The organism is Ammoniphilus soli (genome assembly GCF_040813775.1).
In genome coordinates, this window is sequence record NZ_JBEGDL010000030.1 from 44,211 (window position 1) to 66,382 (window position 22,172).

Here is a 22,172-nt window from a genome sequence, read left to right on the forward strand (position 1 = left end):
AGATAAAACGACATTATAATGGCTATTTTAGACCGAAAAAAAACCACTTAGGTGGTTTTTTCATTGTTACTTATTAAATGGCTCATTTTGAACTTTAATGGAATCTGTAGGACATCCCTCGGCTGCATCATTCATGTCATCCCAAAGAATCTCCGGGACTTCTGCAATACCATGGTTATCATCAAGGGTTACGTACGCAAGTCCTTCATCATCATAATCGTAAATGTCGGGAGCGGTTGCGCCACAAGCACCACATGCGATACACGTTTCTTTGTCAACCCACGTATATTTAGCCACTAAAAGTACCTCCTAAGAATTGGAATTCGTTCCTAATTCCATTGTAATCACTACAGGCTTAGATAGTGAAGGCTATAAACGGAAAGTCTGGTTTCTAAATTTATAAACCAATGAGATGATTTCCTTTTGGTGGTTTATTCAATCTATTTCACCCGATCTTAATAAATAAACTGACTTTTCCACCCCATAAGAAAGAACCTAAATTTTATACTCCAGTTACATCCTGCCTCTATTCCTTTGATAATTCCCCAAAATTTAGAACGAGTCAAGCTTGATACTTAAACGATCAAAAAAAGAGAACGATTTGATCGTTCCTTTTAAAAATAAATAAATACTACGTTAATTTGATAGTTAATCTGAATAATCAGCGATAAGCTGTTGATTTTTATTGAAAAAACTTGGGTACGTCAAGAACCCTAAAATAATGCTTGTAAGCGTTGATGAGGCCATAAACGCAAACACAATAAGCAACTGAAATCGAACCGCTTGAATCGGATCGGCACCCGCAATGATCATACCTGTCATAATACCGGGTAATTGCACCAAGCCGATGGTTTTCTTACTGTCCATGGAGGGTATCATGCTAGCACGGATAGCTTCTTTAAGGATTGGATAAATAGACTGTTTAGGAGTTCCACCCAAAGAAAGAAGAACTAAAATCTCCTGTTTACGTGTTTTTACCTCTGACTTGAAACGATCCAGAAACAGGCTAGAGATAATCATCGAATTGCCTACTATCATGCCGCTCGTAGAAATGATATATTCAGGCGTGGAGGGAACGATATCGAAGACCATTAAAAATCCTTGAGAGACCGCTTCAGTAATGCAGATCGTGACCAACACCCGCCACGTAATTCCCCGTACCCCTCTACCCCGTTTTACAACGTTTTGGGTTGCAACTCCAATCATTAAGAACACCATAAGTAAGATAAATATAGGATCCTGTAAAGAAAAGACCGTTTTCAAGACGTATCCGATGATGAGCAACTGCACAGTTGATCGTACCGTTGTGACGACCATTTCCCGTTCGAGACCCAGTTTTAGCCATATGGATAAAAGAAGCGCAATCAAGACAAATCCTAATGTCATCAAAAGCGTAAAGAGGGTCATTGTGCTCTCCTCCCCAAAACTTCTCCCTGTAAAAATTGACGGGTCCATTCTTGCTGAGGATCGTTAAAAAACGATCCCGTATCCCTTGCTTCGATCAAACGGCCATCGACGAGAAGCCATGTAAAATCCCCAACCCTTTGAGCCTGCTTTAAATCATGTGTCACCCATAAAATGGTGGTTTTTTCTCCTGTTGAATTCGTAGAATCAAATCTTCCACTTCCTTTGTGGACGCAAGGTCGAGTGCAGACGTGATTTCATCCAAAAGTAATATGGATGGACGATTGACCAAGGTACGGACAAGGGACAGCCGTTGTTTTTGTCCCCCAGAAAGGTCCCCCGCGTTACGGGTCAGGATTTCTTCAGACAACCCTACGTATCGGATCATTTGTTGTGGATCTTCAACATGGAAACCGTGCAAACGAGCGGCAGTCGTCAAAATTATCCAGGACAGTTCCTGGAATCATGGCTCCTGATTGAAAAGCCAATCCGACGTTACGACGTAAGACGGGTACATCCCAATCCCGTACCTCTTTCCCATGAATCCAAATTTCTCCTTCATCTGGAGTTAGCAAAAGATTACAGAGCGACAATAACGTGCTCTTTCCGGAACCAGAAGGTCCTACAAGGGTTACAATCGTCCCTGCCGGAACCTCACCATTGATGTTACGTAAAATCGGGATTGGCCCTTCTCCACTGGAAAACGTTTTATACACTTGCTTTAATCGAATGGCGGGTTGAAAAATGTCTTCAGCCATACCTCATATCACTCATTCCCTCATTTTTTTTGACACCAGGTGTACCCACTTCGAAAATAGCGAACGTGATGTTTACTCGGAGTACAATATCGCATAGTTATTTACATATTTCTTCAATTAAACTACCATTTAGAGTATAGGTTTGCCACAAAATATACAGACTTGAATCACTCAACGAGCAAAAAGCGGTCCCTTAGAGGGACCACTTGCTTTTTCTTGTTATTTAGTATCACTTCACAGCCATTTTTTCAAGCACAAGATCGATGGATTTATCCTTAATGTGAGGGTAGTCGCTGATTACCCAGTAAGGAACGAGGTAAACCTGGTTGTTCTTTACAGCCTTAAGGTTTTTCCAAAGGGGGCTTTGGGTCAGTTCTTCATATTTCTTTTCCGCCTCTTTATCTCCACCCTTGACTGGACCTCCGACTTGAATAAAAATATAATCTGGATTTAATTCAGGCAATTTTTCCATAGAAAGAGCTTCGAACTTCTTGATCGATTCAACTTGAGGTAATGGCTTCAAACCTAGATCCTGGGCTAGAGTCGCACCAAACGCTTGGTTAGGACCGTGAATTCGATATTCCTTTGGCATAACCCGCATATAAAGGGCCGTTTCATCTTTACCGACCTTCTCACTTAATTTTTTCTTTGCTCTACCTTTTGATCATACTGAGCCATCCATTTCTCGACTTCTTGATCCTTACCTAGCATTTGCCCCAGTTCACGGAAGTTCAAACGCCAGTCATTGTTAATCGAAACAAGGATGGTTGGAGCAATTTTCGACAAATCATCATAGATTTTAACATCGTCTTGACGTCCAATAATAAAATCAGGCTGAGCTTAAAGAATCGCTTCGAGGTTAGGCTCTTCTCCTAAATTTTTGGCATCTTTTAACGGATTTCCATCAATATACTCTATATTCGTACCTCCCATATAGCTTGTCATGGCATAGGGGGTAATACCTAGAGCTAATAAAGAGTCAGCTAGACGATAATCCAATACAGCGATTTTTTGGGGTTCTCCTTCAATGGTTGTTTCACCCGCCATATGTTTGATTACTCTTTTTGAAGATTCCTTTGTCTCTTCTGTACTTGGACTCGATGTGTTGGCCGGTGTGTTAGATTCTTGACTCGATCCACATCCGGTAAGAATGATGGCACTTACCATAAGGAGTGCAACAACAAATAAATACCTACGTAAAATGGACATCAACTTCTCCTCCTACTTCTCTTTCTGGAATATCGTTAACTTTTTCTCTACCGGTGTTCGAGGTCTGGCTATAGGAACATGATCTGGACTAAAATACCCCAAATGCAGGAACCCGACAACTTTCTCACCCGGTTGGACACCAAGGATTTGGTGCACCTTTGGATTGTAGATGTGAGGATTGGTTTTCCAAACCACCCCCAAATCACGCTCCCAGGCGAGGAGTTGAAAGTTTTGGATTAAAGCGCTAACCGCTCCAAAATTCTCTTCCCACTGCTTCTGCCGTGGATCTTCTAGCATGATGACAATAAGGAAAGCACTCACTTGTCCGAGATAATCCCGCATTTTATCCTGCTCACCTTCAGAAAAGGTGGTAAGCAGATCATCAATCAGATTCTGCTTTTGTTCGGTTGGAACGAAGATGAATCTCCACGGCTCTCTAAACCCATGGTTGGGTGCCCATACAGCATCATTAAGCAGTTCAATAATCAACTCCGTGGGTATCGGATCACTTTTATAATGGCTTTTAATCGATCGTCTTTCCCGAATGGTTTTGGCTATGCCTGTGTAACGGACGAATTCCGTATTGGATTGACTTCTCATCGTTTTCCTCCTTTAATCATAGAAAATAGATATTCCTAAGCCCCTACACTTGCCGCAGTTTTAATATCCTCCACTTTCGTTCCTTGCGGTTCAAGATCAAACGGTAGACATAACGGCACCCCGGTGCGTGGATCTGGGATAATATCCGCTTGAATTCCGAATACCTGCTTCAATACCTCAGGCGTCATCACTTGTTCTGGTGTCCCTTCTCTCATCATCTTTCCTGTTTTGATCGCCACCATATGGTGAGCAAATCGTGAGGCGTGATTGAGGTCGTGAACCACCATAACAATCGTCCTCTTTTCTTCTTGATTGAGCTTTTCCAACAACTTTAGGACCTCCAACTGATGAGCCATGTCAAGAAAAGTGGTTGGCTCGTCGAGAAAAAGGATATCGGTTCCTTGTGCAAGTGCCATAGCGATCCATGCTCGTTGACGCTGGCCACCAGATAATTGATCCACAGGGCGATCAAAAAATGTTTTCATTCCTGTCACTTGTACAGCCCATTGAATCATTTCTTTATCTTCCCTAATCAAGGATCCAAAACCCTTTTGTTGGGGGAATCTTCCATACGAAACTAACTCCCCGACCGTTAACCCATCTGGAGCCGTTGGGTTTTGAGGAAGGATGGCAAGTTGCTTCGCCACCTCCTTGGTAGACTGCTGATGAATGAATTTTCCATCGAGAAAGACATTTCCGCTTTTAGGCTTTATCATCCTAGCCATCGCTTTAAGAATAGTAGATTTTCCTGAACCATTTGCACCGACTAGGGCAGTAATTTTACCCTCCGGAATACTTAGATTTAAGTCCTCCACGATCAATTGATCGATATAAGCAATATGTAACTGTTCAGTATGCAACCGATGCATGCTCGTTCCCCCCTTGGTAAAAATGGTTTAAGCCTTTGATTTCGCCAGCAAATAGAGAAAATAAGGTGCGCCAATGACGGACACCACAATTCCTACCGGAATCTCTGATGGCTGAATGATATATCGTGCCAGCGTATCGGCTACGATAAGCAGTAACCCTCCAGCCATCGCAGAAACGGGAATAAGAAATTGATGCTGGGGACCGACAAGCCTACGTGCCAAGTGAGGACCTATGAGTCCGACAAATCCGATTCCGCCGCCGACAGCCACACTGGATCCAGCCAAGGCAACCGCCGTCGCGATTAATCCTAATCGCTCTTTCTCAATTGATGTACCTAAACCAATCGCCGTATGTTCATTCAGATTTAAGACGTTCAATACCCGGGCTTTGTAAATCGTGTAGGGAAGCAGAATGATCAGCCAAGGTAAAATGGCAAGCACAAACTTCCAATTCGTTCCCCAAATGCTTCCCGCCAGCCAAATGGCAGCAAGCTGGAAGGTTCTTGGGTCAAGGCGTGTGTTGAGAACAATCATGGCCGCACTGATTCCTGCGGCTACAGCGATTCCAACCAAAATAAGCCGAGTCGGTGAGATGCCCTGATCTTTTTTATAAGCAAGCAAGTAGATGAGCAAAGCCGTTAGCCCTGCTCCCAACAAAGCCATAAAAGGAAGCAAAAAAACGGGAGCGACTTCTTTGGAAGGATAAAAAGAAATGAATAGAACAACCGCTAAACCGGCTCCCGCATTAATGCCAAGAATTCCTGGATCGGCGAGCACATTCCGTGATATTCCTTGAAGAATAGCTCCAGAAACCGCTAGCCCTGCTCCGACTAACACGGAAAGTATGATTCTTGGGAGTCTAAAATCGAATAGGATCAGTTCTTGTTTTTCCGTACCTGCCCCAAACAGAGTCTTTACGACATCCATCGGAGAAAGACGGATCAAGCCCGTATTCACACTAACCAATAATGATAGGATAAGGAGTGCGGCTAACGCTCCCATGATGAATCTGAAACGAGCAGACTTTGCCTTCTGTAGGCTAGATAGCGGCATTACCATTCCCTCCTCTCTTTTCGGGCAAGGTATAAGAAGAAGGGAACGCCGATGAGTGCGGTGATTGCGCCAACCGGTGTTTCATAAGGAGGATTTACCATTCTCGCTCCAATATCTGCAAACACGATCAGAAGAGCTCCCAGAACAGCGGAGCAAGGAATGATCCAACGATAGTCTACTCCAACCAGGAAACGGGCCACATGAGGGATGATAAGACCAATAAATCCTACGGGACCGACTGCTGATACAGCTGTACCGGCAAGTATGAGCACCACGACAGTTCCTGCAACCTTAATCCAAAGGGTTCTCTGCCCCAATCCCGAAGCGACTTCGTCTCCTAAGCTTAGGACGGTGATCGAACGGGAAAGAATCAAAGCTCCAATCAATCCCCCAACAATCCAAGGAGCCATCATTTGAATCTGTATCCACTTTGTTCCTGCTACCCCTCCTGCATACCAAAAGGCTAAATCTTGTCCAATTTGGTAATAGATCGCAATTCCTTCACTGAGGGAGGAAAGAAGGGCGGAGACGGCAGCCCCTGCCAGAGTAGGTAAAACAATGATTTTTATTTTACAAAATAATACAGTCTATAACGAGTTAGATTTGGATTGCGAATGATGAGAGTCAGTAACCTTCTTCTCATACTATAATGATCAGGAAGCGTAGCTGAATGGTCTTGTTTTAAGAAATTAGATAGTGTGAAGTTACACTGAATTCTACTTGTAGAGTTGCGTTGGAAAAGTAAATAGGAGAATTAAATGTGACTTCAATAAGTATTCCATAGCAAGCTTTAAAGTGAGAGAAAGTATAAAGAAGAATAGGAGGTCTTCACTGACATAGATTGTACTTTATAGTTATTATCAAACGGTTATCATATTTGCCCTACAGTAAGAAAACCCCAATTATAACCAGAGAATTCAATAAGATATTGAACGATAGAATTATATGGATGTCTCATATCATTTAAGGATGGTAATTAGCACCATATGGATTAAATCAAATTCTCAAAAATCTCAATAGATAAAAGATCCGAATAGAATGTATGTGGCCCGGCCTGTTTAGGTCATCAACTATAGTGTATTCAAGCCCATCCAATGGTCTAACTTAAGCGATTACTGACTATTACTCCCTCTTGGAAAGCACACCTGGTGATTCCAATCTGTTCTGGTTGTTGCACTAACTTCTGATTATAAGACCTGTATTAAGGATGTCTTCAATGAATGCAATAGTTGAAGTAACTACAGTATGGAACAAAGGAACAACTGTACCTTTCGAACACAGGCAAGGACTCCTCCCTTTACCATCGAATATATCTATCTTCCTTTAGGTAAAAGTCAGTATATTCCAATGGGACCTCCAATGGACAGTGTACTGATAGGCAGCTATCGATCTGCCGTTCACCTTTGAGTAAGTAAAATTTTGCGTAATCAATAATTATGAATTAACCACATTAAACACAGGAGTTAAACAAAGAAACACACCTAATGTAGGTGTGTTTTATTTGACCTTTTTTTGCATCCTTTTCATTCTAGAAAGAATGGCTGCGTGCTTTCGGACATCCTTACTAGTCCTTAGATCTACCAGGCGGACGTCTTGATCTTCTTTACTCCATTTTAAGAAACGATGATATGCCTCTTCATTTCGAAACTCCACAAGTTCGCGAATTGGACGTTCGGAATCAGGGACTTCCATCAGTAAAAGATCCTCGAGATTAACGTTGATATCTTTTTTTACAACTTTGTCTAAATGCCACCACCATTCGGCGAATGACTTATTTGTATGTTCTTCATTAAATTCATACACATCGCTAAGATGTTTGTGCATTTTCTCTGCATTTTTTAATAACACACGGTCGGCATCTAAGAGTAATTGTTGCTCTTCTTGAGTCATATCATCTCTTTTCTTTTCAAGCTGACATCGGCGGTGTAACATATCAAGTGCCTCAAAGGGACTTGTGTCAAAGTTATCAGCAGAAAGACGATAGATCTTAATTGATTGTTTTACATCCATTCTTCGAGCACCTCCTCCACTGTACCAAGATAAAGAAATTTTCCTTCAATATACTCATCGTAATTTGATGGTGGAAAGCATGTTTCCATTGTTCCGTCTATTCCAAACATTACTATCCATTTTCCGTCGCCTAGTACAAAATATTTATTAGGTAGGAAAGATGGATAAAAATAAAATTCACTACTCGGATCATTAACTATTGTCATGATTAAATCGTTATAGTCTTCAAGTTCCCATTCATCGTCAATGTGTCCATAGTCTTTTCGAGTTTTCAGATGGATACATCTTTGCCGGGTTTCCAAATCGGAGACCCCTTGAGGATAATCCGATTTCGAGCATCTATCGCATCCCTATAAATATGTGGTTCAAAAACCATACTTTTCTCCTCTAATGTCTTTGTAGAAATTATAACACAAAAGTTGGAAATTAGTCAGTTATGCTCGTTTAGCATACCATTCTTCGGTTGACAACCTCAATCAAATACCATACACAGTTTTAGTGCCGGTTTTTAACTTAGGATGCTCTTTATCTCTACGAAGTAGAGTATTTAAGATTGGTTTTTTATACAGATATATAACTTATACCAAACTCGAATTTTGCGTAATTAAAATAAACCAGGAATCGATTAAAAAAATATTATTCACCTTTGTATTCCTTTCTTTCCATAAAATAGAGTTTGAATATGTTAGCCATGCGATGTTATCAATTGGATGACTAAGTCATATCTCTATACATATAATGTTTAAAATATGAGAAATGAGGGTCACTTATTTAGGATGCACCCTCATTTCATCTAAATCAATGACAAATTTTCCTCTTAACAAAATATCCAGCCCTATAATTCCATTGATTCCGAATCCCTCGTCTAGGTCACCAAAATCGAGTGGAAACATGTCAATTTCTAAAGTGTCAAAAGTCACTTTGTCAATAACTTTACGAAAAGAAATTTCTTCGCCTCCTATCCCACTCATTATCGTGAGCTCATCCTCTGGATTCGCAAAAATTCCCAAATCAAAAATGAAATAAGTGTCTGTGCGGCTCCTGTATCTATAATAAGCCGATCTATTGTTTCAGTATGTCCATGGTAAGTAAGGGTTAGTTTAGAATGTAAAAGACCATTAACCAATTCGATTCTCATGGTGTTATATACCCTCGATAAGACGATTTTTGGATTATAGTCATAACAATTTGGGGTCTAGAGGTATGATAAACAAGTGTATCTCCTTTACACTTTACCAAAACTTTTGTAGCCTCACGATCATCTGGGATCGCACGGATAACGGCTACCTCATCAATATACTTCTTATCATCCTCTACATGTGATTTTATTGTTTGGAGATGTACCCACGTATTTGGATATAGCCGGCGAACTTCTTCCCATTGCATATGAACCCCGTCCTTTCTATATTCCTATCTTTATTATTCTCTAAGTTCACTACAAAAAGAAAGTCGTTTTAACTACATATGACGGATTTTTCTATACACCAAAGATGTATTTTGCGTAATTAAATAAAGGTAACATTCATTGATATTACATACGAAATGAACTTGCCTATTGTTAAAACTATTTTTTAACTCAACATATAAAGCTTCTAAGTTAAAGATCTAAAACAAAAAGACCGTTTAATTACTAAACGATCTCATTCTTTTCCTTCTTGTTTTAAGACAAATTCATATAATTTTTTTGATATACGATAATCATGAGCAATAAGAATATCAAGACAGGGTTTGATTGCTTGAATCTTCTTTTCTCTTTTTGCAAGACTAAGAATTCCAATGGTTCCAATAAGAGTGAGAAAAAAGGTTTTTGCCATGTTCCTAGCGGAGAGTTCGTCTAAAAGGGTAAAATCTGCATTAAGCTCCCTAGCTCCTACAATAGTTTCCAACTCTCCTCGATGCAGTTTGCCGAACAATTGATCTACCAAACGTTGATCCTGCACTTGGTAGACAATAATGTTCTTTTCTTGTACTGCTTGAATGACATCTGCTTTTCCAAACAATTTACTGTGATCCGGCAAAACAATCTCATCGTATACTGCCTTTGGGATATACACTACATCAAATAATTCCCATAGTAGATTCAAGCGTCCTAAGATGGATAAGGCTATAAGTGGACTCGTGTTGCTTATAATCTGACTACCCATTCTTCTCCTCCGTATATTTTTGGATAGCAGTCAGATCATCTGCGTAATGTTCTTCGGTGTACTCCATCCAAGAAATTCGTTTAGAGTGAAGGATCTCAATAAAGGTCGCAAGGGGCTTACCGGCTAGCTCTGCAGCACGCGCTAAAGAAACGGCCTTTTCTACGAAGAGTCCGATAGCCAAAGAAAGTTTTACCTTCTCATCAATGGTTTTTCCTATCCCAGTTCGATCAATAATATTCAGAAGTTCCTGTGATACCTTTACCTCCGGTAAGTTACTTTCTGGTAACATAGATAATCACCCCTTTATACATAGTATATCATTTAACCTAATATCAATTTCATTTTCTTATTATAATGTCACCAAACTCGAATTTTGCGTAATTAAATGTCCTTTGGATCAATTACCTGTTTAAAGAATAACTCAAGAGAATTGAAATATTCCCCTATCTAACTCTCAATATAAAATTTGGTTCAGAAAAATGCTACCCGTTACCACAGCAATAAAGAAAGGGACGGTTGCTGATTCCATCCCCGTGCTATCGATCCTCGTCGAATTAACTTTCCAATCATATAAAGAAGAAAGTGAAGAAGTAAAAAATCTGTCATTACGAATAAGGCTGTCCCAAAAGAGTAGGACCTATTGGAACTCCAACAGGGTAACTGAAGAAAGATTTGATTTACCTGTTAAAGTATTTTCCACTATCAAATTGAGAATTTCAATATCAACCAGTTGCCTGCACCTATTTTTTATCAAAAAAAATTTGTTATTTTACTTAATGTCTATAGAATGATTCATGGGATGGATTTTAGATGAATGTCTCTAGTCCATCCCTTTTTATTCTCGAATCCCTTCCTCGGTTTAAGGGAGTTCTCATATACGCTATTGAGTTATCCTGCCCTTTCGTTGAGCAAACGACGATAAGGCTGCCGAAGCAGCCCTTATGGAGCTAACGATTCCTGTTAGCACAATAAAATATCCTTATTTTAATCAAAAAATTGCATATGGTGTTTTTCGCTTCTGTAATAGTCTAAGCGGTCATTCAAGTTCCCTGCATGAAATTCAAATTCATGTCCATCGGGGTCTGTAAAATAAACGGAACGCTTGTCTCTTTCATCTCTAATTCTGCTGGGAAGAATGTTGACAGCTAACTCCTTCAATTTTGGTACTACGTTGTCTTGCTAGCGTTCCGATAGGGTGTACCCTATTGTTATAAAAAGCCCTTATGATTGAGTAAAATACAGTACCTTAGTAACCACACATTCGATACCATAAAATAAATTAGTTTCTCCCAGAGAAAAAGCCTATAAGTCCAGTGAGAAAACCTACAACTATAAACAACCGTCCTAATGCAAAATATAAGCCTTCAAATAAAGTAAAGGTATCACCTAATTGCTTAAAATCGTGTAATTCATTCACAGCAAATCCTGTCATAACCAGCAGAATCGAAAAAGCGATAATTTCAATTCTTGGTCTACCTTTTGTTTCTTTTAAAATAAATATTAAACTTACTAAACCAATACAAATCATAAATAGCAAAAATAATAAACCTTGTTGCATGATTTATACCTCCTAATGAATCCTGTCAGTGAACTTCATCAAACTCCTTTAACTTGATTTTTTAAGATGTCTTTTATTAAGCATCGTTCAATAAAAAGAGCTGCCATCGAAGGGCAGCACCAGTATTGTTCTCATCCTATCATGATTTCATAGATGGGATGTAAATCGTTTTCTATGTCCACAAGTAACAGGCTCTCTTTGAACCAGGAATGGTCAATATCTTTGACAACCACAAAACGACTTTGTACATCAATTACCTTGGTCTTTCTTGAACGATTTCCTTTTCTCTCCGTTAAAGTAATTATTTGATCTTTTTCTATTGACATCTTTTTTGCTCCTTTAATACATCTGCTGGAATCCAATTGGGATTACAACTTAACAAGTTCCATTATAATACAAAATATACCTTGTGTGGAAATTTATCTTATTTCAGTAACGATCCCCGTTGGACAATAAACAAATCCTTTTATGTCATCTAAAACTACGGAATAGGATACGAAAAGCATCAACCAATAAAGCAATCCCGAAGATAATAATTAGAATTAAGCTGAAAAAAGGTAAAACATCAGCAAAAAAAGTTAAGATACTATAAATAATTCGTCCAAATTTAACTTGTATCCAATATTCTACGTTAGGATTTATCATTGTTGAAATTATCAGGAAAACAAATCCAACAAAAAATCCAGAAAACAATCCAAATTTGCGTTCCATTATATTCACCTCAAGAAAATAAATCTTTAAAAAAGCCTAATCAATAGTATGCCCTTATTTCATTAAACTCCCTCTAATAGCACAATAGGCTGCCATTCGATGGCAGCCATTATTTTTTTCAGTTTTAATCAAGTATCGATTCCCGATAGCTTTGCAACACATCAAGTTATAGCATTATTTTTATATACAATAAAAAAGCTATTATCAACTAGTGAATAATAGCTTTTTATCAAAAAAATTATGAAGGTATTCCCTCGATGATAGAAATGATAGTCGGAGTAGGGATAATTTTTGTTAGTTTAAATCCGGCTTTTTCAAATAGTTCTCGAAACTCTTTTTCTGTGCGCTCTTTTCCAGTTGCCTGTACAATCATTTCTAAATCTGCAAACTTCATCGGATGGGGGTTATTACCCGGTTCAATTACAGCTTCGAGCAAAATTAACTTTCCGGTTACCTGTATCCCTTGTCGGCAATTTTGAAGGATGGTAAGCGCCTCTTCATCACTCCAGTCATGGATAATGTGTTTCATTACATAAGTATCTCCACCTGAAGGAACCGAATCAAAGAAACTTCCTGCAATACATTCACAGCGTTTATCGAGTCCTGCGCTCTGGATGTATTGTTTTGTTCCCTCTATAACAGCGGGTAGGTCGTATACCGTACCTTTTAAGTTGGGGTTTTTGTTGAGGATAGCTTCCATTAAGCCACCATGTCCGCCGCCAACATCAATGACCCTATCGAATACGGAAAAATCGTAACATTCTAAAACCGGTCCATTTTAGAAATTCCCGACATGGCGTTATTAAAAACTTCTCCCGCTTCAAGGTTCTCCGATAAGTAATCGAAGATGCCCTTACCATGAACTTTATGAAAGGCGGTTTTTCCTGTCTGAACCGTATATAGGAGGTTACTCCAAGAGTCTCTGTGCCATTGTTCTCCAACCATAATTGCCATTCCTCGCATAGAACCCTCTACGTCTAATTGAAGAAAAATACCAAGAAGACCATTTTCGAACTTTTTATTTTCCAACTCTGTAAACACCCCAACCCTAGAAAGCGCACGCATTAAACGATAAAGGGTAGGAGCATGCGTATTGGTTTTTATAGCGAGTTCTTCATGGCTTTTAGGACCTTCTTTTAACAAATCCGGAATACCTAACTTCGCGGCAACCGAAACGGATTGTTGGACCCATCCACCTAAAATCATTTGGAACAGAGTTTCTGGGGAAGACATTTGTTGTTGGGATTCGTTTGGCATCTTATCTCTCCAATCAGTAAATTTTGATTAGAATACAAATAATTTCCAGTTGGACAAACTTAATTATAAAACAGGAAACAAAACTATAAAATCATAATTATTAGACAATTTAAAAGATACATTGTTCCTTCGTTTTCAAAATAGTAAGCTTTTGACAAGGCGTCCCATTGAGGTCTTTGCTTCTCTTTATTTTTTATAGACATTCTTGTCACCTCTTTCATGGGGTTGGATTGAAATATTAATTCCTGTTTACTTCTTTCTAATGACTTTATTGTCGTTGGTATTAAGCTTACAATATGTTAAATTTTTTCTCCCTTTTGGGTTTTATTGGTTGTTCCTTAAAACGGGCACCGAATGGGAAATCATAACCTGGTCTAGGGTCCTCTTGGCATGCCCCAAATTAGCCTGGCTCCAATCACACACCTCTGGTGTGCAGGCGCGTCCTCTTGTACTACTCCGACACCTTTTATCGTGGACTATTACGATTTAAACCTAAGATTAAAAGAAATGCCTAACTATTAGAAGTCGGTGCGTTTCTCTCTTTCTTGACAGGTGCTATTTAATTTTCTTTCTGCCCATAAAGCCTTCGTGGATACCATGGTAATACTCAATCTGATCCTCCCCTTGTATCCAGGAAAGCAGAACCTCTTCACCATCGATCCAAGCAGGAAAATCAATTAATCCATGATCAATATCCTTTAATTGAACTCCTTGGGTATGTATATTGTTAATATTCATATTAGCTTCCATTTAAAAGCTGCCAGGAAAGTGGAAAATGGAGCGGTTGCCCTATACAATAGATTATATAAAGTAATAAGAGGAAAGTAGGTGTCTATGGATGGATGCACAAGCCCTAGCCAAGTGGGTATACGATAAACGGATGGCAAAGAAATGGGGACGGTCGGAGTTAGCTGCCCAAGCTGGTGTGACCGTTGAATATATTAAGAAGTTAGAAGACGGAAAAGCGAAGCAACCGCAAATTCAAACGTTAGAAAATGTGGTGAAAGTATTGGGGGAATCCATAGATGAATTCAAAAAGTTGATGCAGATCCCACCAAAAAAGGCCACCTACCCTCACCGGGATCATCCCTTGGTTATCCGACTCCGTGAATGCCGTAAACGGCGCGGGGAAACCCAAGAACAAGTGGCATTAGGGGCTGGAATCACCCGGGAATCCCTACGGAATTATGAAATTGGGTCTCGTTTACCCGCTTTGGATATTCTCTTGTTACTGGCCGACTACTATCAATGTTCATTAGATTGGCTCACGGGACGAGAAACGGTTTCCCGCATCTATGTTGATGATCAGGAAGTGTCTCCAGAAGAGGTGGAAGATGCCATCGAGTATCTGAAGCAACGGAGATGGAAGCAGGCTTCATAGAGGAAATAACTATCATTTAATGAACCGTTCCAACAGCTCCTCTTGATTGATAAAGGGTCTAGCCAACTAAATGTTTTTATGTATAATGAACAATGGTGTATATGACAACAGACCGCATCCTCTCCTATTTCGGATGGCGGTCTGTTGTTTTTTGTATAGAAAGACTCGAGCAGTTGGTTGGGGTTACTGCCCAGTACTGGTGAAGAAAAATTTCCAGCAAAAGTTACATTATTTAGCTGTTGATGACCGATATAGAGGAAGAGATTATGGGGAGTTTCTATTAGGTGAAGTATTTTCAATCGCTAAAGATGTTCAAGAAATCAGTGGATGTAATTTTATGCCACAATGAAATCTTAAATCCGATTTGGTCTTTCATTGTATTCGATCAATTGTAGGGTGCTAAGCAAGCCCTATTTCTTTCAAATAATCAATGCTTAGTTTTGCACTTACTAAGGGATGTTGGCTGATATCCTGCTCAATGAAGTAATACTTCACACCTACATCATGGAAAATAGGAAAAATCGACGGATAATCGATAATCCCTTTTCCGACTTCGGTGAAATCCCCTTCCTTATCCATATCCTTAACATGGACAAGAGGAACTTGACCTGCATAAGATTTGAGGATGGACTTCGGATCCAATCCCGCCTTCTTGATCCAGTACAGATCAAGTTCCAATACTAGCAAATCTCTGCCGACCCCGTCCAATAATTTATCAAGAATATATTTGCCTCCAACCTTGGCAAATTCGTGCTCATGATTGTGATATCCCAATTGAAGACTGCTTCGTTTAGTTTCCTCAGCGATCTTTTTCATGGAGAAGATAAGATTTTGGAACAGTGAATCACTTATAAATGTTTCCTTAGGAATATGCGGAACAATAATAAACTGTGCTCCAATAACATGGCTGTATTCAATTTGCCTCCCGAGCTCTTTTTTCAGTTTTTCGAAAGGAACGTGTGTAGATACCCCCAGCAAACCAAAGTCATCCAATGCTTTTTTCATTTGAACTGCGGAAATATCCCCATAACCTGCAAATTCGACCGTTTTATAGCCCATGTCCGCCACTTTTTTTAAAGTACCGATAAAATCTTGTTTCGTCTCGTTCCGTAACATATAAAGCTGTAATCCAGGAGGAATCTTGGAGACATCCCACATCTGCTTGCCCAACAGGCGAAATTTCACGGCGATTCCCTCTCCTCTTTCTATTTATTCTATTGTATTTGCTTGCTCATATAATCGGCTGTACGTATCGCTAAAGCGACAATAGTCAATACCGGATTTGCGGCTCCAATGGATGGCAAAACACTGTTGTCGGCTACATAGAGACCCGAAATGCCATGAATCTGGCCATAACGGTCAGTGGCTGAAAAATCTGGATCCTCCCCCATGCGGCAGGTTCCCGACTCATGGAAGTCGCTGCCTATCGGCATCATGCAGACAGGGTGTCCACCCCTGGAAATCAAAGGAGTTCCCATAATGTTGGAGACCTGCTGAATAGCTTCTGTCATTTGATGAATAACCATTTTATCCTTCTTGCTATAGGAAAAATGGATCTGCATCACCGGTACTCCAAACTCATCCCTCTGATTTGGATGAAGGGTTATCCGATTTTCAACCCGGGATTCAACCTTCCCAAAGCCAGCAAAGCCTATTTCCCACTCCTCCTGAATGGGTTTATCCTGAACCGGATGGTACCAAAAAAAACCTCCGGGTCCGTGTATTTGAATCTGATAGGGGCGATTTTCCCTTTGGGGGACCAGAATTCCGAGCGAACCCATCACCTCCGACAATCGTTTTAGATTTATTTTTGCTGAAGCCCTAACAAAAGAATGATTCGTCAGATAATGACCAATGGCAGGCCCTTGAATTCCCGAATTCAACAATAACCGAGGAGTCTCAAAAGAGCTTGCCGATAGCACTACACTTTTTGCTTTTAAATCATAGGATTTCTTTTCCGGAGACATGACCCTGATTCCGGTTACTTTTCCTTGCTCAGCGAGAACCTCTACAGCGCGGGCTTTGACAGCCAAATCAAATGAACGTAGGTTCAATGCTCTAGCTAGTAAGGCAATGGAACTGAAAAATACATTGGAATGTACCTCTCCGTATTTCGTAAGTTGAAGGTCGACCGCCATCGGAACATACTTGGCTTCCGGATAACCGGCCTCCTGCAGCCGCTTAATCAGAACTTCGGTAATGGAAGATCCCTTCGTATATTCTTGGGTAACATTCATCACTCTTTCGGCAATGCCATAATAATATTCCATTTCCCTAATAGAGACAGGCCAGTATCTTATTTCGGAGATATCCAAACGGGGAGTGAGCGTTGACCAAAATAAGGTTTTTCCGCCAAGCGCGAAAACTTGTTTCGCACCTGGGTATTGAGAGGAATATTTAGAAGTAAGCGTTGAAATCCTTGGATTATATAAATAGTTTGAAAAACGTGCGGAATTCATCGTAATCAGGTTCTGGGCATGGGTCGGCAATAAGAGGTCTCCGGCTTCAATGATACCGATTCGCTTCCCATTTTTCGCCCACTTTTCACATAGGCGCCAGAGAACTGCTCCCCCACCTGCACCGGAACCGACAATGATGACATCATATTCGGTTTCGGCCATATTTTCCAGAGGTACTGTCGGAATCCAATGGTCCAGGGGTTCTTCAGAATACCCAAAGGGGCAAGTGGGAAGATTTATTTGCCGGCGTACTGCTATGGCTGGGGAAGGGATTCTCACTTTTTCCCCACCAATATTCGTGTCAGGACTTACAATGTGTGGATTTTGGAAGATCACTTCATCCAGGTTAACATGATGCTTTCTTGCGATGTGAATCAACGTTTCTTCTTCTTGAGCAATATAGATCTTCAATTTAATCACTCTCTTTACTTGATCTTATATAACTATGTTTATTCCGTAAGTTGTAATAGATACCGTGAAGAAGGTCATTATAGGGAAGCCTTATGAAAATGTCTGATAGAGTTCCATTAAGAGACCGTAAAATGGTTCTTTTTGTAAATTAAAACAAAAATAGTAAATAAAAAAGAGCCTCTAGAATTGTTTCTAAGGTTCGTTTAATGTATCGGGAGATACTTTTGTACTCCTTTATTTTTCTAAAACATCCATTTTGGAGAACCCTCCCTTAAGGATCTTTTCAATATTTGGGGTTCATCGTAATTAATACTTTTTTCTTTCACATGAATGCATTGAGGTTTTGGTATTTTAGAGATTCAATGCACTACACCAAATTTGTATTTTGCGTAATTTAAATATTAATTAGATCATTAACAATTTGTTCAAAGAATAACTCAAGACAATTTATATATGGCGTGGAGATTCCCCTCCCTAACTCAACATAAAATTAGGGTAAAAATTATTAAGTACCGAAAAACTAAATCATCTAATGTATGTTTTTACAGATGACTTTAGTTCGACTTATCCAAATATGTTGTTTAGATTAATTGAAAGAACTTCAAAAATAGTTACCTTGACGGTATCTTTGTTTTCATAAACACCTTGAAGTTGATAATTTCCGCTGTCATTTAGGTTGAAAACTCCAACCGTTTTCATTATTTGTATCTACGATCCAATATTCTTTAACTCCGGCCCTTTCATATAACTTATATTTCAGCCATCGGTCATGCTTTCCAGTTGGCTAATTTGCAATAGAAGCCCTCCTCTACTATAGAGCCTCGTTAGCTCAATAAAACATTACATTTAACCTTTTATTTATTAACAATTGGACTATTATAGGGCATAGGTTGAGGACTATATTTGTCAATATTCCTATCGCGTTGGTTTTGTAGCTCATATAGCAGTTTATTGACTTCCGATAATTTGTCTTCTTCAACTAAATAAGCAAGTGTAAGGTAATTTCCTTTATCTGCACCAATAATTTTTTGTGCTTCCAGTCGAATAGCTGCGGCTGTGGTTTTTAGGCATTCGTTAGTCGTTAGTCGTTTCACCTTTACTTTTTTTCGAGATGTATTGTTGAACTTCAAAAATAATGTTCTGTCTATGGTTGATTTGGTGTTGTTCTTGGGTAAATTCCTTTTTCTGTTCTTCAGGGACTAGAACACTATCTTTTTGACATCCCACTAATAATACGATTAGCAACAGAATAATTTGTAAATTTCGCATGGTTAATCACCTCTGTTTTTATGACGTATCCCTTATCCATTTTGTTTGGTTAATTTTACTCCACTAAACTGCCGAAAGCATTCGTATATCACGCTATAGAATCACGTTATTTTAGAAAAACAAAAAGATCCTAATTAGTATTTAGGATCTAATAGTAATCTCATCTTTGATTATCATTCAGTCTTTCTAGCTTGAAATTTTTATGAAAAAGATAAAACAATAAGAAAAGTAACCAATCAGAGAAATATGACCAACCTATATTCCACCATTTATGGTATTGAATATGACCTGTTACAAAATAAATCCATTCCATAGTAATCGTAAATCCCGTCCAAATAAACAAATATCGAAATACAAGCCATACCCTTTTTTTAGGAAACCATTGGATAAATAGATAGGTAGTAACGATGTATATTCCAATGTCAGTCAAGAACTCGATTAGTGCGTTCTTTTCAGGATTATATTTATAACTCCATAGTTCTACATTACGCATTAAGTCATCAGAAAGTCCCGCAAGATAACCGGCGAAAATTGCGACAGGAAACAGTTCTTTCCATCGTTGCTTGTCCGCAAATATCAACCATACAACCCATGAAATAACAAAGGAAGCTATAAAGAACATTTACATTGGCTCCTCATCAAGATAAATATTTCTTTTTAAAAATCACGATGTAGATCAGCTAACTCCGATTGATCCTGTTGATTAATAAATGCTTGTTTCTGAATCTCAAGACTTTGAATAAACCGCTCAATCCGCCCGCGCTTGTACATTTCAGCCATACTTGTTCTCCTATAAAAGATTTTATACATCCATTTTGGGAGTTTTAATACTTGCTTAATCATACTTTAACTAAAGTACACATTGATTAATGTCCGATACTTTTACTTAGACGAATGCCGTAACCCTGCCAAGAAAAAATTAACCTCTACACAACAGAAATACATAAGCCTTCCGGATTGTATATAGTTTTACATATTAAAGCATCATAATCGTGATTGTTATCAGTCTAGAATTGGAGACGCCTCTAGTTCCTATTCATTGTCCATTTCGGCTCCATGTCCCAAGTTATTGCAGTATCCTGCCCAAAACTTCAATAAAAAAGGAACAGCGATGGCTGACTGCTCCTCAACAATAGAATCCCGTTAGCTTAGAAACGCAAAGATTATTTTAAATTAGACTGTCCAGCAAATTTAAGAATTTCAATGATATCGAATCGCATTAAGAAGAATATCAATACGGTTACAGAAATTAATAAATATAACCACACTAATCTACCCTTGTTTCTAAACACGAGTGGAATCAGTCCAAATACAGTACCGACTATTATGGATAACGGTAAATAAAAAATGATTTTGTTAAACCAAAATAATTGGTCAACTACTTGTCGATACCAAACGACCCAAAAGGGTTCTGATGGATAGCCATATGGAATCAAAGAGATACCTGTCAATGTCAAGAAAACAAAGCTTATGGAGAAACCAACAAAAAAACGCTTTAAGAAATACATTAAATCCCTCATTTAAGTCTTATTTTTCACTATAACCTTATTGTACCATTGCCAGATTTTATTCCACTATCCTCCCTTTAATACAGCAAAAAAGCAAGGGACGGATGCTGCATCCCGTTCCCCGCGCTATCGATCCCCGTTACTACAATAACGTTTTTAAGCAAATCCATTTGTTATAAAATCATACTGATTTTTAGTTTTTACGCTTATTATAAAGGTGATAGACGAAATAAACTGAAATAAAATATATTGGGAATACAACAATCCCTAAAAAAGAAATAAAGAGAACAAGTGCAATTTTAGATTCATCTATGATTTCATCATAAGTTGCAAAGCCATAAATTATGCATAGAACCCATACAAAAACACCAATCATACCAACTTTATATGCTGTCTTCATTCACATTCTCCCTTCCTTACTTTATAAAATCTCACCTTTCATTGTACAACCAATATATTGTTATTACATCTTAATATAACATCGTTTATATGTTCTCCTATTCCGCTAACCTGCCCTTTACCGCAGCAAAAAGCAGGGGATGGAAGTCGCGATTCCATTCCCCCGCTATCGATCTCCGTTAGCGCAATAACGATAAATAATTATTCTAATGTTTATGCTACAGTGACGATGATGGGCTGATTCTTTGTAATAATTATGGTGTGCTCATGTTGTGCAGCAAAACTACTGTCAGGTACACGTAATGTCCACCCATCCTGTTGTTCAACAACATATTCTGCCCCTGTTGATAAAAAAGGCTCAATCGTTATGACTAAACCCTCACGCAATACTCGTTTATCGTTCTTGTTATATACAGGTAAAATTTCTGTAGGGGCTTCATGTAAGGACTTTCCGATACCATGACTGCACAAATTTCTAATAACCTTGTAGCCCCCTTTTTTAGCTTCCACTTGGATCATCCTGCCAATCTCATTCAGTTTTACTCCATTTGTGAGTGATGAGATGACCTTCATCATGGTATCGTGGGTGTATTGGCAGAGACGCATCAAAGAAGGGTTATAAGGGGGCAATTGAAATGAGTGTCCTGAATCCGCAAAATAACCTTCCCTTTGAGCGGAAACATCGATGTTTATTAAGTCACCAGGTTGGATTTTTCTATTTCCAGGTATACCGTGGGCGATTTCTTGGTTAATACTAATACACGTGTTGCCTGGGAAGTTATACGTCATTTTTGGCGCAGGCATTGCTCCATGACTTTTCAAAAATTGCCCTCCAATTTCATCCAGTTCCTTGGTCGTCATTCCTACACGTACTTGACGTTTCATTTCATAAATTGTCATCGATACTATTTTACCGATTTCCTTAAGAGCATCGATGTCCCTCTGAGAACCTATAGTCATGAACATCCTCCAATATAGTTATTTTCTTATGATATATCTATTTTACCATTTATAAATCATTCTTAATTATGCTGCCCAATGCTGAAAAGTCAAAAGGAGCAGTGCCATCACTACTCCTTGTTGAAAAAGACAATAAAATAACTTTTATAGTATAATATTAGTATTTGCAAAAGGAGGCTCGTTCTTATGAATATTTTACTTTTAGGTGCAAC

General features: G+C 38.9%; 26 protein-coding genes and 4 pseudogenes. 2 read left to right on the plus strand and 28 right to left on the minus strand.

The features are described 5' to 3' along the window. Positions 1-66 precede the first annotated feature (66 nt). From ABLT31_RS30615 to ABLT31_RS30720, 20 genes and pseudogenes are all read right to left on the minus strand, one after another. Complete coding sequence (locus tag ABLT31_RS30615; RefSeq protein WP_367758851.1) at positions 67-297, minus strand: ferredoxin; 231 nt, start codon at positions 295-297, stop codon at positions 67-69. Positions 298-648: 351 nt separating this feature from the next. After that, positions 649-1,407 (minus strand): ABC transporter permease, encoded by a 759-nt coding sequence (locus ABLT31_RS30620; protein WP_367758853.1) that lies wholly within the window; start codon positions 1,405-1,407, stop codon positions 649-651. Further along, positions 1,404-2,162: pseudogene (locus ABLT31_RS39075) on the minus strand (ABC transporter ATP-binding protein). The gene ABLT31_RS30620 and the pseudogene ABLT31_RS39075 overlap by 4 nt, the downstream one beginning before the upstream one ends. 229 nt (positions 2,163-2,391) lie before the next feature. Next, a pseudogene (locus tag ABLT31_RS30640) lies at positions 2,392-2,948 on the minus strand (ABC transporter substrate-binding protein). Between the two features lie 54 nt (positions 2,949-3,002). Continuing rightward, positions 3,003-3,371: an ABC transporter substrate-binding protein gene (locus ABLT31_RS30645; RefSeq protein WP_367758862.1), complete on the minus strand. Its 369-nt coding sequence runs from the start codon at positions 3,369-3,371 to the stop codon at positions 3,003-3,005. 12 nt (positions 3,372-3,383) lie between these two features. Then, positions 3,384-3,971: a nitroreductase family protein gene (locus ABLT31_RS30650; protein WP_367758864.1), complete on the minus strand. Its 588-nt coding sequence runs from the start codon at positions 3,969-3,971 to the stop codon at positions 3,384-3,386. Between the two features lie 35 nt (positions 3,972-4,006). Further along, positions 4,007-4,840: an ABC transporter ATP-binding protein gene (locus ABLT31_RS30655; RefSeq protein WP_367758866.1), complete on the minus strand. Its 834-nt coding sequence runs from the start codon at positions 4,838-4,840 to the stop codon at positions 4,007-4,009. A 27-nt stretch (positions 4,841-4,867) separates the two neighbouring features. Next, a complete protein-coding gene (locus tag ABLT31_RS30660) occupies positions 4,868-5,842 on the minus strand; it encodes a FecCD family ABC transporter permease (protein WP_367758904.1) in 975 nt (324 codons plus the stop codon). A 50-nt stretch (positions 5,843-5,892) separates the two neighbouring features. Further along, positions 5,893-6,438: pseudogene (locus ABLT31_RS30665) on the minus strand (FecCD family ABC transporter permease); the annotation flags it as partial. Positions 6,439-7,390: 952 nt separating this feature from the next. Then, entirely contained in the window at positions 7,391-7,903 is a 513-nt protein-coding gene (locus ABLT31_RS30670; protein ID WP_367758868.1) for a hypothetical protein, read from the minus strand. Continuing rightward, positions 7,894-8,205 carry a hypothetical protein gene (locus tag ABLT31_RS30675; protein ID WP_367758870.1) on the minus strand — a complete coding sequence of 104 codons (312 nt, stop codon included), beginning with the start codon at positions 8,203-8,205 and terminating at the stop codon, positions 7,894-7,896. Before ABLT31_RS30675 ends, ABLT31_RS30670 begins: the two co-directional genes overlap by 10 nt. Positions 8,206-8,670: 465 nt before the next feature. Then, positions 8,671-8,874: a hypothetical protein gene (locus ABLT31_RS30680; RefSeq protein WP_367758872.1), complete on the minus strand. Its 204-nt coding sequence runs from the start codon at positions 8,872-8,874 to the stop codon at positions 8,671-8,673. A gap of 669 nt (positions 8,875-9,543) precedes the next feature. Then, positions 9,544-10,047 (minus strand): PIN domain-containing protein, encoded by a 504-nt coding sequence (locus ABLT31_RS30685; RefSeq protein ID WP_367758874.1) that lies wholly within the window; start codon positions 10,045-10,047, stop codon positions 9,544-9,546. Beyond that, positions 10,040-10,336, minus strand: a complete 297-nt coding sequence (locus ABLT31_RS30690) for a UPF0175 family protein (RefSeq protein WP_367758876.1) — start codon at positions 10,334-10,336, stop codon at positions 10,040-10,042. Before ABLT31_RS30690 ends, ABLT31_RS30685 begins: the two co-directional genes overlap by 8 nt. Positions 10,337-11,031: 695 nt before the next feature. Further along, positions 11,032-11,202: pseudogene (locus ABLT31_RS30695) on the minus strand (VOC family protein); the annotation flags it as partial. Positions 11,203-11,326: 124 nt separating this feature from the next. After that, positions 11,327-11,605 (minus strand): hypothetical protein, encoded by a 279-nt coding sequence (locus ABLT31_RS30700; RefSeq protein WP_367758878.1) that lies wholly within the window; start codon positions 11,603-11,605, stop codon positions 11,327-11,329. Positions 11,606-11,736: 131 nt separating this feature from the next. After that, positions 11,737-11,931 (minus strand): hypothetical protein, encoded by a 195-nt coding sequence (locus ABLT31_RS30705; protein ID WP_367758880.1) that lies wholly within the window; start codon positions 11,929-11,931, stop codon positions 11,737-11,739. Between the two features lie 623 nt (positions 11,932-12,554). Continuing rightward, positions 12,555-13,046 (minus strand): methyltransferase, encoded by a 492-nt coding sequence (locus tag ABLT31_RS30710; protein WP_367758906.1) that lies wholly within the window; start codon positions 13,044-13,046, stop codon positions 12,555-12,557. A 32-nt stretch (positions 13,047-13,078) separates the two neighbouring features. Further along, complete coding sequence (locus tag ABLT31_RS30715) at positions 13,079-13,573, minus strand: methyltransferase family protein (protein WP_367758881.1); 495 nt, start codon at positions 13,571-13,573, stop codon at positions 13,079-13,081. 555 nt (positions 13,574-14,128) lie between these two features. Beyond that, positions 14,129-14,311 carry a DUF2203 domain-containing protein gene (locus ABLT31_RS30720; RefSeq protein WP_367758883.1) on the minus strand — a complete coding sequence of 61 codons (183 nt, stop codon included), beginning with the start codon at positions 14,309-14,311 and terminating at the stop codon, positions 14,129-14,131. A 100-nt stretch (positions 14,312-14,411) separates the two neighbouring features. Between ABLT31_RS30720 and ABLT31_RS30725 the strand changes: the two genes are divergently transcribed. Together ABLT31_RS30725 and ABLT31_RS30730 are read left to right on the plus strand one after the other, a co-directional pair. After that, the gene (locus tag ABLT31_RS30725) at positions 14,412-14,954 is read left to right on the plus strand and encodes a helix-turn-helix domain-containing protein (protein ID WP_367758884.1); all 543 of its coding nucleotides are present in this window, start codon (positions 14,412-14,414) and stop codon (positions 14,952-14,954) included. 199 nt (positions 14,955-15,153) lie between these two features. After that, entirely contained in the window at positions 15,154-15,303 is a 150-nt protein-coding gene (locus tag ABLT31_RS30730; RefSeq protein WP_367758886.1) for a hypothetical protein, read from the plus strand. Positions 15,304-15,353: 50 nt separating this feature from the next. Here ABLT31_RS30730 and ABLT31_RS30735 read toward each other — a convergent pair whose 3' ends face one another. The 8 genes from ABLT31_RS30735 to map form a co-directional block, all read right to left on the minus strand. Further along, entirely contained in the window at positions 15,354-16,139 is a 786-nt protein-coding gene (locus ABLT31_RS30735) for a sugar phosphate isomerase/epimerase family protein (protein ID WP_367758888.1), read from the minus strand. Between the two features lie 29 nt (positions 16,140-16,168). After that, positions 16,169-17,833 carry a GMC oxidoreductase gene (locus ABLT31_RS30740; RefSeq protein WP_367758890.1) on the minus strand — a complete coding sequence of 555 codons (1,665 nt, stop codon included), beginning with the start codon at positions 17,831-17,833 and terminating at the stop codon, positions 16,169-16,171. Between the two features lie 658 nt (positions 17,834-18,491). Further along, a complete protein-coding gene (locus ABLT31_RS30745; protein WP_367758908.1) occupies positions 18,492-18,584 on the minus strand; it encodes a hypothetical protein in 93 nt (30 codons plus the stop codon). A gap of 94 nt (positions 18,585-18,678) precedes the next feature. Next, entirely contained in the window at positions 18,679-18,918 is a 240-nt protein-coding gene (locus ABLT31_RS30750; RefSeq protein ID WP_367758892.1) for a hypothetical protein, read from the minus strand. Between the two features lie 335 nt (positions 18,919-19,253). After that, on the minus strand, positions 19,254-19,715 hold the full coding sequence (locus ABLT31_RS30755) for a CBO0543 family protein (protein WP_367758894.1): 462 nt from the start codon (positions 19,713-19,715) through the stop codon (positions 19,254-19,256). 35 nt (positions 19,716-19,750) lie between these two features. Then, positions 19,751-19,873: a hypothetical protein gene (locus tag ABLT31_RS30760; protein WP_367758896.1), complete on the minus strand. Its 123-nt coding sequence runs from the start codon at positions 19,871-19,873 to the stop codon at positions 19,751-19,753. Between the two features lie 921 nt (positions 19,874-20,794). Then, positions 20,795-21,001, minus strand: coding sequence for a hypothetical protein (locus ABLT31_RS30765; protein ID WP_367758898.1), 207 nt, complete (start codon positions 20,999-21,001; stop codon positions 20,795-20,797). Between the two features lie 212 nt (positions 21,002-21,213). Beyond that, positions 21,214-21,960 (minus strand): type I methionyl aminopeptidase, encoded by a 747-nt coding sequence (map, locus tag ABLT31_RS30770; protein WP_367758900.1) that lies wholly within the window; start codon positions 21,958-21,960, stop codon positions 21,214-21,216. Positions 21,961-22,172 lie beyond the last annotated feature (212 nt).

What these genes read in the sequence shown, in the direction of transcription:
- ABLT31_RS30690 (WP_367758876.1), bottom strand. Translation starts at nt 10,336, where the DNA reads ATGTTACCAGAAAGTAACTTACCGGAGGTAAAGGTATCACAGGAACTT.
- ABLT31_RS30755 (WP_367758894.1), bottom strand. Translation starts at nt 19,715, where the DNA reads ATGTTCTTTATAGCTTCCTTTGTTATTTCATGGGTTGTATGGTTGATA.
- ABLT31_RS30620 (WP_367758853.1), bottom strand. Translation starts at nt 1,407, where the DNA reads ATGACCCTCTTTACGCTTTTGATGACATTAGGATTTGTCTTGATTGCG.
- ABLT31_RS30660 (WP_367758904.1), bottom strand. Translation starts at nt 5,842, where the DNA reads ATGGGAGCGTTAGCCGCACTCCTTATCCTATCATTATTGGTTAGTGTG.
- ABLT31_RS30645 (WP_367758862.1), bottom strand. Translation starts at nt 3,371, where the DNA reads ATGTCCATTTTACGTAGGTATTTATTTGTTGTTGCACTCCTTATGGTA.
- ABLT31_RS30705 (WP_367758880.1), bottom strand. Translation starts at nt 11,931, where the DNA reads ATGTCAATAGAAAAAGATCAAATAATTACTTTAACGGAGAGAAAAGGA.
- ABLT31_RS30765 (WP_367758898.1), bottom strand. Translation starts at nt 21,001, where the DNA reads ATGAAGACAGCATATAAAGTTGGTATGATTGGTGTTTTTGTATGGGTT.
- ABLT31_RS30670 (WP_367758868.1), bottom strand. Translation starts at nt 7,903, where the DNA reads ATGGATGTAAAACAATCAATTAAGATCTATCGTCTTTCTGCTGATAAC.
- ABLT31_RS30725 (WP_367758884.1), top strand. Translation starts at nt 14,412, where the DNA reads ATGGATGCACAAGCCCTAGCCAAGTGGGTATACGATAAACGGATGGCA.
- ABLT31_RS30680 (WP_367758872.1), bottom strand. Translation starts at nt 8,874, where the DNA reads ATGAGTGGGATAGGAGGCGAAGAAATTTCTTTTCGTAAAGTTATTGAC.
- ABLT31_RS30700 (WP_367758878.1), bottom strand. Translation starts at nt 11,605, where the DNA reads ATGCAACAAGGTTTATTATTTTTGCTATTTATGATTTGTATTGGTTTA.
- ABLT31_RS30715 (WP_367758881.1), bottom strand. Translation starts at nt 13,573, where the DNA reads ATGCCAAACGAATCCCAACAACAAATGTCTTCCCCAGAAACTCTGTTC.
- map (WP_367758900.1), bottom strand. Translation starts at nt 21,960, where the DNA reads ATGACTATAGGTTCTCAGAGGGACATCGATGCTCTTAAGGAAATCGGT.
- ABLT31_RS30655 (WP_367758866.1), bottom strand. Translation starts at nt 4,840, where the DNA reads ATGCATCGGTTGCATACTGAACAGTTACATATTGCTTATATCGATCAA.
- ABLT31_RS30720 (WP_367758883.1), bottom strand. Translation starts at nt 14,311, where the DNA reads ATGAATATTAACAATATACATACCCAAGGAGTTCAATTAAAGGATATT.
- ABLT31_RS30760 (WP_367758896.1), bottom strand. Translation starts at nt 19,873, where the DNA reads ATGGCTGAAATGTACAAGCGCGGGCGGATTGAGCGGTTTATTCAAAGT.
- ABLT31_RS30685 (WP_367758874.1), bottom strand. Translation starts at nt 10,047, where the DNA reads ATGGGTAGTCAGATTATAAGCAACACGAGTCCACTTATAGCCTTATCC.
- ABLT31_RS30650 (WP_367758864.1), bottom strand. Translation starts at nt 3,971, where the DNA reads ATGAGAAGTCAATCCAATACGGAATTCGTCCGTTACACAGGCATAGCC.